At 53.6% G+C, this 12,009-nt stretch carries 10 protein-coding genes; 8 read left to right on the top strand and 2 right to left on the bottom strand.

The genetic code is table 11. The features are described from left to right. The first annotated feature begins 70 nt into the window (after nucleotides 1-70). Nucleotides 71-388: a transposase gene (locus A3842_RS15740; protein WP_074102009.1), complete on the top strand. Its 318-nt coding sequence runs from the start codon at nucleotides 71-73 to the stop codon at nucleotides 386-388. Further along, a complete protein-coding gene (locus A3842_RS15735; protein WP_305953390.1) occupies nucleotides 295-1,134 on the top strand; it encodes an IS3 family transposase in 840 nt (279 codons plus the stop codon). Before A3842_RS15740 ends, A3842_RS15735 begins: the two co-directional genes overlap by 94 nt. A 360-nt stretch (nucleotides 1,135-1,494) precedes the next feature. Here A3842_RS15735 and A3842_RS15730 read toward each other — a convergent pair whose 3' ends face one another. After that, entirely contained in the window at nucleotides 1,495-3,087 is a 1,593-nt protein-coding gene (locus A3842_RS15730) for a histidine kinase N-terminal 7TM domain-containing diguanylate cyclase (protein ID WP_074087413.1), read from the bottom strand. 378 nt (nucleotides 3,088-3,465) lie between these two features. On the opposite strand from A3842_RS15730, the gene A3842_RS15725 reads away from it, so the two are divergent. From A3842_RS15725 to A3842_RS15700, 6 genes are all read left to right on the top strand, one after another. Continuing rightward, nucleotides 3,466-4,248, top strand: a complete 783-nt coding sequence (locus A3842_RS15725) for an ABC transporter ATP-binding protein (RefSeq protein ID WP_074087412.1) — start codon at nucleotides 3,466-3,468, stop codon at nucleotides 4,246-4,248. Nucleotides 4,249-4,250: 2 nt separating this feature from the next. After that, nucleotides 4,251-5,063, top strand: coding sequence for an ABC transporter permease (locus A3842_RS15720; protein ID WP_083606897.1), 813 nt, complete (start codon nucleotides 4,251-4,253; stop codon nucleotides 5,061-5,063). After that, nucleotides 5,024-5,965, top strand: a complete 942-nt coding sequence (locus A3842_RS15715; protein ID WP_256701710.1) for an ABC transporter permease — start codon at nucleotides 5,024-5,026, stop codon at nucleotides 5,963-5,965. Before A3842_RS15720 ends, A3842_RS15715 begins: the two co-directional genes overlap by 40 nt. 143 nt (nucleotides 5,966-6,108) lie before the next feature. Then, entirely contained in the window at nucleotides 6,109-7,215 is a 1,107-nt protein-coding gene (locus A3842_RS15710; RefSeq protein WP_074087411.1) for an ABC transporter substrate-binding protein, read from the top strand. 91 nt (nucleotides 7,216-7,306) lie between these two features. Further along, nucleotides 7,307-8,770 (top strand): CoA-acylating methylmalonate-semialdehyde dehydrogenase, encoded by a 1,464-nt coding sequence (locus A3842_RS15705; protein WP_074102007.1) that lies wholly within the window; start codon nucleotides 7,307-7,309, stop codon nucleotides 8,768-8,770. A 31-nt stretch (nucleotides 8,771-8,801) separates the two neighbouring features. Then, nucleotides 8,802-10,169, top strand: coding sequence for an aspartate aminotransferase family protein (locus A3842_RS15700; RefSeq protein ID WP_074087409.1), 1,368 nt, complete (start codon nucleotides 8,802-8,804; stop codon nucleotides 10,167-10,169). Here the strand turns inward: A3842_RS15700 and A3842_RS15695 are convergent. Beyond that, nucleotides 10,135-11,823 carry a PucR family transcriptional regulator gene (locus A3842_RS15695; RefSeq protein WP_074102006.1) on the bottom strand — a complete coding sequence of 563 codons (1,689 nt, stop codon included), beginning with the start codon at nucleotides 11,821-11,823 and terminating at the stop codon, nucleotides 10,135-10,137. The two genes, A3842_RS15700 and A3842_RS15695, sit on opposite strands and share 35 nt — an antisense overlap. Nucleotides 11,824-12,009 lie beyond the last annotated feature (186 nt).

Genomic DNA, 12,009 nt, shown 5'->3' with positions numbered 1-12,009 from the left:
TGCAAGTAGAATAAAAAGTGGACACCCGTTAAGAGAGCATGAATAATGAACTTAACGAGGAGGTGTTCACATGGGTGAACAACGGCAACGGTACAATGAAAAGTTTAAAAGAGAAGCCGTCAAGTATATTCAGGAACAGACGAAGACGGTGGTGGAGATTGGGGAGGAGCTGGGCATCTCCCCTGGTGTGCTGCATAACTGGCTGGCGAAGTATCGGGAGTTCGGCAATGAACCTGTAAACAGTGCGGAAAAGGTTCGCGAACTGGAGCAGCGGCTGGCGGAACAAGAAAAAGAATTACTGGCAAGGGCACAGCGGATTGCAGACGTCGAAGAGGAGCTTGCCATCGTAAAAAAAGCCGTGCACATCTTCAGCAAACCAAAGAACTGAGATTTCAGTTCATCGAAGATCACCGCTCCGAGTTTCGAATGGAGAGGATGTGCAGTGTTCTTAAAGTGTCCCGGAGCGGGTATTACAAATGGAAAAGCATTACCGTGAGTCCGCAGGCAGAGCGTAAGGCACGGGTACTCCAGCGAATCCACTATCATTTCAAAGATAGCCACAGACGTTATGGCAGCCCCAAAATCACCGACCTTCTGCGAAAAGAAGGGTACACCCTGAGCGAGCGGACAGTAGGAAAATACATGCGAGAGCTCGGATTACGTTCGTGTGTAGCCAAGCGGTTTCGTGTCAAGACGACGGATTCCAATCACGATCTCCCCATTGCCCCCAACCTGCTGAATCAAAAATTTGCGACAGCCGAACCCAACAAAGTCTGGGTCACAGACATTACCTACATTCCCTGCCGGCAAGGTAGACTGTACCTGGCCAGTGTGCTCGACCTCTGCACGAGAGAAATCGTCGGCTGGAGACTGGAAGAGCTGAACAAATACCGTATGAAGGCGAGCATGAGCCGCAAGGGGAATTGCTATGACAATGCCTGTATCGAATCCTTTCATAGCATCCTAAAGAAAGAGTTTGTCTATTGCACCAAATTCAAAACAAAACAGCAAGCGCAGGATGAGATGTTCCAGTATATTGAGTTTTTTTATAACCGCAAGCGAATCCACAGTGCACTGGGTTATCTTTCCCCTGTCCAATTTGCAGCGAAGTTCAAAAAGAAAAAGACCGCATAAATCTATTTTTTTATGTCCACTTTCTTGACGGAAGTCCAAAAGTAGACTTAATTTAAGCGAATTTACCTGAAAGGGAGGAAATCGGACGAATTAGTTCTACTTTTTCCAACATGTGCTTACTGAGAAGTGGGTGAGGACGAATTAAGTTCACTTTTTCCAATTCGCTCGGCGTCGCGTCTAATGAGGCCATCCGTGCAACTCTAAACTGGAAATTTGCAACGGCTATGCTGTTAAGTGAATACGGTTTTAGCATCGCAACAACGGCAGAAATGCCGTTGCTGTGGCACCGCCGACGGGTTTGCCCCGAAACAACGGCAGAAACGCCGTTGCTGTGGCACCACCGGCGGGCAATCAGACCGCTTATACTGGTGTGAAATGGGTGATTGAGGAGCCGCTGGATACGTGAACCGCATTACGCCCATTTCGCTTGGAGGTATATAGGGCATGATCGGCTTCGGAGAGCAGTTCTTCGAGAGAGAGGTTCTTGCTTGAGGAATCCACCACTCCGAAGCTTGCTGTTACATGAATGGACCCGGAAATTGTATAGACGGAGCTGCGCTCAATATCCTCACGAATCGCTTCAGATAACAGAGCGGCCTGCTTCAACGGGGTTCCTGGAAGACAGAGGACAAACTCCTCTCCCCCGTAACGCCCGAAAATATCACCCTCCCGCAAATGCTTGCTGCATACGGCTACAATATGCTGCAGTGCCATATCTCCATAATGGTGACCGTATCGGTCGTTGATGCTTTTGAAAAAGTCGATGTCCAGCAAAATCACTGAGACCGGCGTCAGGTTGAGTGAAGCTTCCTCCAAAAGCTGTCGGCTGAGCTCCATAAAATGCATCCGGTTGTAAATACCGGTGAGACTGTCGATGGTGGCCAGCTGGAGCAGCTTCTCCTGCAGCAGTGTCCGCTCCGTGACATCAATCAGCATAATCATCCTTCCCACCAGATGTCCATCGTGCTTCTGCACCGGAGAGGATCTGACCTGGTAATAACGGGTTTCACCGTGGATATTCCAGCCCAGCTCACGCTCTTCACTGAGCTGCGGATCGGAGTTCATGACATAGTCAACGGCATCCTGCCCCGCTGGAAGGAAGAGCTGGGCCAAAGGCTTGCCGATGGCTGAGGCATCCAGATCCTGCAGCATGTCCATAGCGGCCTGGTTGTAATCCACCAGCATATCGGAGAGATCCGTAACCAGCACACCGTCGCGCATGCTCTCGAAGAGATTCTCGCGGGCGATCGGAGCGGCGGTCAGCATACCTCTGGAAAGGATAGCCCATATATAGAGGGTCGAGGTGACACTCATAATCACGGGTACGGGGTCCATCCCATAAGGGGTTGCATCCATTAAATAGAGGAATGCCCCCAGAGCCGGGAGAAACTGCCCGATGAAGATGATGGACAGCTGTCTGCGGTAGACGCGCTTCATCCGGTTCCACTGCCAGAGAATCAGGCACATGCCCGCAAGCATACAGCCAAAAGTCAGACTGCCCTGAACAATATACCAGGGTCCCATCACGATATCGATCAGCGGTGTAGGCGCACCTTCCCGGAAATGCATTGACTGATAGAACAAGTGATGATAATCGTTGGTCCATACGAGCAGGACGGAGATGAAGGGGATGACATAGAGCGAGGTAACCAGCCCTTTTTGGATCAGCCGCTCCAGTCCAACAAAATACATAATCATAATCAGACTAGAGGGAGCAATGAAGGGCAGTCCGAGATACTCGACATTAATCCAAAAGCTGATTTCCGGCATGGTCCGGCCCGACAGCTCCAGAGCGAAGCCGAAGGTATAGACTGCTGAAGTGAAGGAGCTGAGGATGAAGGCCCGGGTTCCTGCGAAATCGGTTCTTTTATAATAGGCAAAAAGAGCCAGCAGCACATTCAGCACACCGGAGATCGCAACAATCACAATATAATTCGAAATCATGGATCCCATCGTTCAGACCTCCATGGATGGACGTAAGCGTTGAGCATAGGCAGATTGTCTCCTAATCGTCGAAAGATATAGTGAGATAGCATCAATCATAGATCGTGTAATCTTTGGTATGAAGGTTGTCCGCATGATGATATATACCTACTTTATCGGAAAAAGTCTCAATTTTTAATACTGTATAGGCTCCACCTAGACAAAGTGACGGAATTTTTCAGACGCTATTTTACTTTTTGTCTAGTGAGAGTCACCGGAGCAAAGTGTAACATGTTAGTTAATCCTACATGGATGAAGGAAAGTAATCGTTATGCGCGAACTTGTGTTATGTTATATAACATAAATAAGAAAATAAAATCCGATTCAGGAGTGAAGGGGGAGCTGGATATGTCATTAGTCGCGGCAAGAATTCCTGAAATACAGCTGCAGAACGTAGAGATGCGCTACCAGACCGATACAGCCGATGTACTTGCGCTGCATCAAGTGAGCCTGGATATTGCCAAGGGAGAGTTCGTCTCTCTGCTCGGCCCGTCCGGCTGCGGCAAAACTACACTGCTGAGACTGATGGCAGATCTTATAACACCAACCGGCGGGGACGTTACGGTGGCCGGCAAGAGTGCCCGCGAAGCCCGTCTGGCCCAAAAATACGGCATCGTCTTCCAGAGTCCGGTCCTGTATGACTGGCGGAAGGTGAAGCATAATATTACACTGCCTCTGGAACTGATGGGTGTGAAGAAATCCATACGTGAGGACAAAGCGCTGGAACTGCTGGATCTTGTAGGCCTGCAGGGCTTCGCAGACAAATATCCGTGGCAGCTCAGCGGAGGGATGCAGCAGCGGGTTGCCATCGCCAGAGCGCTGTCGATGGAGCCGGAGATCCTGCTGATGGATGAACCGTTCTCGGCGCTGGATGAATTCACCCGCGAGCGTCTGAATGAGGAGCTGCTGTCCGTCTGGAACAAGGTGCAGAGCACTATTGTTTTCGTAACCCACAGCATTCCCGAGTCGATCTTTCTCTCGGACCGCGTGTTCGTGTTATCTCCGCATCCGGGCAGGCTGTCCGCGATTGTGGATATTCCACTCCCTCGTCCGCGCACGGCGGAGATGAGAAACAGTCCGCAGTTTTTTGAACTGATCGCCCATATCCGCGACAGCTTCGAAGGGGTGTAGAGATGAAGGGGAACAGTACGTTTATGCGGGACCGCGTGCTGCCGCTGTTCGTCTGGATCTTCGGTCTGCTGGTGGTATGGGAGGCGGTGTCCTGGTGGCTGCTGAATGTGGCGAAGACGCCGCTGGCCCAATCCAAGCTGCCTTACGTTCATGAAGTGGCGGCGACCTTATGGAAGTACAGCGGCACGCTCTTGAAGGAGGGGGGAGCCACCTTTGGTAATGCAGGTGTCGGATTTCTGATCGGTGCAGTGGCCGGAGTGGTCCTCGCGGTGCTGATGAGTCTCTCGAAGACGATTGAACAGCTTGCCTTCCCTTATGCGGTTGCCTCGCAGATGATTCCGATTCTGGGCCTGGCCCCGATCATCTATGGCATTGTGCGCGACGAGCAGGTGTCGCGGATAATCATCTCCGGCTACATCACCTTTTTTCCAGTCGCGCTGAATATGCTCCGCGGGCTGCGGAGCGTGGATCTGCCGGCGGTGGAGCTTATGCACTCCTATGCTGCCAAGCCCTGGGCGGTGTACTGGAAGCTGCGCTTCCCGGCTGCACTGCCGGGCCTCTTCAGCGGACTGAAGATTGCAGCTCCGCTCGCAGTAACCGGGGCAATCCTCGTGGAGCTCATGGGCGCACAGCATGGCATCGGTGTCATCATGCTGCGTAATCTCTATTACGGTCCCTCCCATACGTATATGTTCTGGTCAACAGTGCTTGTTGGAGCCTTGCTGGGGATGGCCAGCTATTGGCTGATGAGTCTGGTGGAACGCCTGGTAGCGCCATGGCAACCGGAATTCCGTCCGAAAGGGGGCAGCCGCTGATGGAGAGCAATACTACTGTGCGGGATATACCATTCATTGCATCATCAGGCAAAGAAGCAGCAACGGCTCCGATCACATCAACTAACAACGAAATTACAACAGATCCTGATAAACGTCGAAGTCCCCGGCGGCCATCCAAATGGCTGAATCCGGGTGTGATTCTGCCCCTGCTGGCCGGTGTGCTGTTTCTGATCCTTTGGGAGGTTCAGGTCTTCCACAAGCTCTTTGATCTCAAGAAATATCAGCTTCCATTGCCCTCGGCCATTGCGGAAGCAATACGGGATCATTTCAGCCTGTTGCTCTCCTATACCGGCTATACGCTGACCGAGGCAGTGGTGGGGATGCTGATCGGTTCGGCCTGTGGCTTCCTGATCGCCTTGGCGGCAACGGCCTGGCCCCGCTGGGGCGGAGGGAGCCTGACCCTGGTGGCTGCACTGAACGCTGTGCCGATTGTGGCGCTTGCTCCGATTATGAACCTGTGGTTCGGGGACGGCATCGGGTCCCGGGCCGCAATTGTTACAGCGACAACGATGGCAGCGATGGCTATTAATGCCTACAAGGGCATGGCTGCGGTTGACCCCCTTGCTCTGGATCTGATGCATTCGTATGCAGCCGGCAAGCCGGCGGTATTCCGCTACCTGCGGATCCAGAACAGTCTGCCTTATGTGTTCACCGCGCTGAAGATCAATGCTACCGCGAGTATGATCGGAGCTATTGTCGGGGAATTCTTCTTCTCCTCGCGGGGCCTCGGCTACCTGCTCTCCAATTCCATCAAAGTGGCCAAAATGCCGCTCGGCTGGTCCTGTATCGTGCTGGCAGCCATTGCCGGAGTCCTCTTTTACCTGATTGTGGAGCGGCTGGAGAAGGTGTTCATCAAGTGGCACTCCTCTCAGCGGTCCTGATACCTGAATTCGTTACATCCGGTTTCTGCGAAGAGGGAGATAGAGAACCCCTCCGCAGGCCGTATGCATAGAGCATCACGCTGGTAACCATGCTGTGGCTTTTGCCGAAATGAAAACTCAAACGGGTAGGGGGAGTTGTTTTGATGAACAGGAAGAAGGGCAAGTTTCGTGGCGGGGTGCTGGTAGCGGCGTTTATCATGATGATTTCTTTGCTGGCAGGGTGTGGCGGCAATAATAACAATGCGGCTCCGGCGGCTGAGGCGACGGCCGGAACAGAGGCTTCTGCATCGCCGGAAGCGGCGGCAACAACGGAACCCGCTGCAGATCCGGTCACGGTCAAGCTGCAGCTGAAATGGGTGCCTCAGGCTCAATTCGCCGGTTACTTCCTGGCCCAGGACAAGGGCTATTACGCGGAAGAAGGGCTGAAAGTTGAAATTCTGCCCGGGGGTCCGGACATTGTGCCGGAGCAGCAGGTCGCAGGGGGATCGGCGGATATCGGCGTAGACTGGGTCGCCAGTCTGTTGACCAGTCAGGAGCAGGAAATGCCGCTGGTGCAGATTGCGCAAATCTTCCAGAAGAGCGGACTGGTGCTGGTATCGAAAAAGGATGCGGGCATCAGTGGACCGGCTGACCTGAAGGGCAAGAAGGTCGGCAACTGGATGGGCGGCAACGAGTTCGAGATTCTGGCACTCTTCGATAAATACAAACTGGATTCGAATAAGGACCTGAAATTTACCAAGCAGGGCTTCACGATGGACCAGTTCCTCGGCGGGGAGATTGACGCGGCTTCGGCCATGACCTATAACGAATATCAGGTCGTGCTGGAATCGGGTATTAAGGCAGAGGATCTGAATGTAATCGACATGAATGATGAAGGTGTGGCGATGCTGGAAGACAACCTCTTCGCCAACAAGGAATGGCTTGAAGCCAACAAGGAAACAGCCGCCAAGTTTGTCCGTGCTTCCCTGAAAGGCTGGAAGGACGCGATTGCCGATCCGGAAGCTGCGGTTGACAGTGTCATGAAGCTGGCTGAGAAGGGCAGCACCACCCGGGAGCATCAGCTGACGATGATGACCGAGGTTGCCAAGCTGATTCAGCCGGAAGGCTTCGACGCTTCCAAGATGGGTTATACCGATGCGGCGGCGTTCCAGCAGACGGCAGATATCGCCCTTAAGTTCGGCGTCATCAAGACAGCATCCAAGGTGGATGAAGCCTATACGAACGAAATTGTGGAGATGGCGGCAAAATAACGCGGATACACTCATATTCCTATAGATGACCGCCGGATGGGCGGTCATCTATTATAATCAGCAGCCCAGAAGGCGGAAAGAGGTGCAGAAGATGTCTCTGCTTGTAAGGCAAACGGAGAAAGTAAAGAACTACGTAAATGGGGTGTGGGTGGAGTCCTCCTCCGGACAGCAGGAAGAAGTATTCAATCCGGCGACCGGTGAGGTCATCGCTTATGTGCCGCTCTCCAGCCGGGAGGAGCTGGATGATGCGGTGAAAGCGGCAGCAGAGGCGTACTCTTCCTGGAAAAAGGTTGCTGTACCGCGCCGGGCCCGCTATTTCTTCCAGTACCAGCAGCTGCTGGTTCAGCACTGGAACGAGCTGGCCGGACTGATCACGCTGGAGAACGGCAAAAGCCTGGAGGAATCGCTTGGAGAAGTGCAGCGCGGCATTGAATGTGTGGAATTTGCCGCCGGCATTCCCACACTGATGATGGGCAGTCAGCTGCCGGACATTGCTACCGGTGTCGAGTCAGGTATGTACCGGTACCCGCTTGGGGTGGTCGGCGGCATTGCGCCATTCAACTTCCCGATGATGGTGCCCTGCTGGATGTTCCCGCTGGCGATCGCCTGCGGCAACACCTTTGTCCTGAAGCCCTCCGAGCGTACGCCGCTGCTGATGAACAGGCTGGCCGAGCTGTTTGCGGAAGCTGGATTTCCGCCTGGGGTGCTGAATGTGGTGCACGGGGCGCATGAGGTGGTGAACGGTCTGCTCGAGCACGAGGAAGTCAAAGCTATTTCCTTTGTAGGCTCCCAGCCGGTTGCGGAGTATGTCTATAAGCACGGAACATCGTTCGGCAAACGGGTGCAGGCCCTGGCAGGGGCTAAGAACCATTCCATAGTACTGCCTGATGCCGATCTCGATAACGCGGTCAAAAACATCATTTCCGCCGCCTTTGGCTCAGCAGGTGAGCGCTGTATGGCCTGCTCTGTGGTGGTTGTGCATGAGGAGATCGCAGATAGGCTGGTAAGCCGCCTGAGTGAAGCTGCTGATGGCCTGAAGATCGGCGACGGCAAGGATGAGGGAGTCTTTCTTGGCCCGGTGATACGCCAATCGAACAAGGAGCGTACGATCGCTTATATCGAAACGGGGATTAAGGAACAGGCGGAGCTGGTGCGGGACGGTAGACTGGACCATGCGGCAGCCGGAGCGGGTTACTTCATCGGGCCGACCATATTCGACCGTGTGCAGCCGGGCATGACGATCTGGCAGGATGAAATTTTTGCGCCGCTGCTGGCTGTGGTACGGGTCAAAGATCTGGCCGAGGCCATTGCCGTGACCAATCAGTCCCCTTTTGCCAATGGAGCCTGCATCTATACGGACAGCGCTAAGGCGATCCGGGAATTCCGGGAAGAGATTGATGCGGGAATGCTGGGGGTTAACCTGGGCGTGCCTGCGCCGATGGCCTTTTTCCCTTTTTCGGGCTACAAGAAATCCTTTTATGGAGATCTGCATGCGAACGGCAGGGACGGCGTAGAGTTCTATACCCGCAAGAAAATGGTTACCGCACGTTATTGACTACTATGGAATGTTGAGAGGAGAGAGTGCCATGCAAAGCCTGGGGAACGATAGCGAGCGGGCCATTCAAAAGGATCAGCAGTATTTGTGGCATAATATTACCCCTTACAATGAAAAGAATCCGCCGATGATCGCAGTAGAAGCAAGCGGCTCATGGGTGACGGATATTGACGGCAACAAGTTTCTGGACGGCATGTCCGGCCTGTGGTGTGTGAATGTTGGCTATGGACGCAAAGAATTGGCAGAGGCGGCTTACAATCAGCTCCTTAGCCTGCCGTATTTCCCGCTCACGCAGAGCCATATGCCGGCAATTGCCCTAGCTGAGAAGCTGAATGAATGGCTGGAAGGCGACTATGTTATTTTCTTTTCCAACAGCGGGTCAGAAGCCAATGAAGCAGCCTTCAAAATCGCCCGCCAATACCAGCAGCAGATCGGCCAGCATTACCGTCATAAATTCATCGCCCGCTACCGGGGCTATCATGGAAGCTCCCTTGGTGCGCTCTCGGCCACCGGCCAGGCGCAGCGGAAATATAAATACGAGCCGCTGAGCGGCGGGTTTCTGCATGTAGCCCCGCCGGACAGCTACCGACGTCCAGCGGGAATGACCGTGGAGGAATTCAACCTTCAGAGTGCGCAGGCTATTGAGGATACGATCGTCTGGGAAGGCGTGGAGACGGTAGCGGCAGTTATTATGGAGCCGGTCATTACCGGCGGCGGCGTCATTGTGCCGCACCAGGTTTATCTGGACCGGGTTCAGGAGATTTGCCGCAAGCACGGAGTCCTGCTGATTATTGACGAGGTGATCTGCGGCTTCGGGCGTTCCGGCCGCAAATTCGGGCATCAGAATTTTGGCGTGAAACCGGATATAATCACCATGGCCAAAGGGTTGACCAGTGCCTACCTTCCACTGTCGGCAACGGCCGTCCGCAAGGATATCTACGAGGCCTTCAAGGACAACAGTGACGACTACGGGCATTTCCGCCATGTGAACACTTTTGGCGGTAATCCGGCAGCCTGTGCGCTTGCCTTGCGCAATCTGGAAATCCTGGAACAGGAGAACCTGGTGGAGCGCGCGGATATTCTGGGCAAGAAGCTGACTGCCGGATTCGCTGAACTGCTGAACCATAAGCTGGTGGGAGATATCCGCAGCTTCGGACTTGTCATTGGCATTGAACTGGTAGCGGACAAGGTCACCAAGCAGCCCGCTGATCTGGCTGTCGTTAAGGGGATTATTGCCGAATGCAAAGCGAAAGGCCTGATCATCGGCAAAAACGGCGATACGGTAGCTGGCTTCAACAATGTGCTTACCCTTGCGCCTCCGTTATCCTCCACCGATGCGGATATCCAGTTCATCCTCGACACCGTTACAGCTGTGCTGAACGGGAGCTGGGCAGAGTGAATTTCTCGGGATACAGAAGCTGATAGGCGCGCAGGGCGACCTGGATGGAGATGCGGTTTTCCGGAAGCATGAAGTCTTCACCCAGCAGCTCGGTGATTTTGTCCAGCCGGTAGTAAAGGGACTGTCTGACGATGAACAAATTCCGGGCGGCGATCTGTTTCGAGCCGTCGTGGTCGAGGTAGACGCGCAGGGTCAGCAGCAGCTCGCTTCCTTTCGCCATATCATGGTCGATCAGCGGGCCGAGATAGCTGCGGATGAAGTTCTCCAGTGTCTTGCCGTCATTCAGGCTCAGCAGTAGCTGGAAGACGCCGAGCTCTTCATAGAACAGAATTGACTTCTGATAACAAGAATATAGAGACAGTGCCTGTACGGCTTCCTGGTAACCGGCATAGGCGTGTTTCAGACCCCGGTGGGACTTGCTGACTCCGATGACGAGCTGCAGGTCCTTCAGCTTCTCGTCGGAACGGATGTGCTGCAGCGCATCCAGTGCCTGCTGGAGCCGCAGCTTGCCCGGCAGCTTGGACTGGATATCAAGGGCGATAACCGTGAGGCGGTTATTCTTCAGTGTAATCAGCGGGCGCAGCGAGTACTTCTCGAAGATGGAGCGCAGGATGAGCGACAGGTGAAAGGTGATCGACTCCCAGTCGTTCTCCGAGCTGTTCCATTTCACGTCGCGGGGATTTTCGATTTCGATCAGGCACACGCGGTACGGCAGCTCATTCACGATATTGAAGTCGGGACCGACCAGCCCTTTGAGCCGGTTGTCATCCTGGGTCCGGCCGCCAATCAGCTCATCCACCCACAGATTCTCCGAGAATAGCTTGCGTTCCTCCATATACCGTGTGCGCAGCAGCTCCTGTGCGATGGACAGTGAGGCAGAGTCGAGCAGCAGACAGTCGAATTCCTGCGGCTTGTGATTGCAGACCATCAGAATATAAGCCCAGGTCTGATCGAGCGCGCCTACCGGCTTCAGGGCAATCGTCTTGTGGCCGTAGTCGCGGATATAAGGGGCAGCATCCGGCTGCACGCCTTCCATCTCTTCACCGAAGGCTTCGAAGAAGCTCAGGAGCGGAGTCTGCTCCTCGGGCGGGAGCGCCGGGAAGAACAGGGGTTTCCCTTGCGGCTGCATATATACAATTTGCGTGCGGGTGCTTTTGCATAATAATTGCAGAACCTTGAGCGCACCTTGAGAGGTTAGTGTCAGACGGTGGAACTCACGGGAGATACTTTCTAGCTCCTGAAGCATGCGGTGATGGCGGTTGATAATGAGGGAATGCAGGTCAAGGGTGATATCTACAAAGCGTACCGTGCGGGTGAAAATGATCAGCGGGAAGTCATGCTGGTTGGCGAGATCAATCATTTCCTGCGGAATGCTGCTGAAATAGGCTCCCAGCTCAATGCATAAGCAGGCTGCGTTCTTATCAATCAGATTCTGCATAAAAGATAAGGAAGAGGGCATATCGGCGCTTGCCCCTATGCCGGTGGTCAGAATCATCTCTTCCCCGTGGATCAGACTTTCAAAGCTCGCGCTCTCCAGCACATGCACCCAGCGGATGGCCCGGCCCAGGCCGGTTCTTCCACCGGCGATTTCTGCTTCGGCGAACAGCGGTCTTTTCAGCGCATCACGAATCGTAAATACAAGCTCCCAATCCATAAACTTCCCCCTCGCTTGATGTATGACCGGCTTCCTGCCTGGTGTAGAAAATACACTTTTGAAATTAGACAATCTGTCTAATGTAACGAAAAATGGAATTTACTATAGTTTCAATATAACGTGTTAGGATAGTTAACCTAAACCAAAAGAAAATAGAAATAAAATTAGGTTTATTGTTCATTTTAC

Origin of the sequence: Paenibacillus sp. P3E, from assembly GCF_001909045.1 — a bacterium.
Classification (GTDB): domain Bacteria; phylum Bacillota; class Bacilli; order Paenibacillales; family Paenibacillaceae; genus Paenibacillus_AQ; species Paenibacillus_AQ helianthi.
Note: the sequence above shows the minus strand (reverse complement) of the source record. Positions and strands in the feature narration are given on the sequence as shown.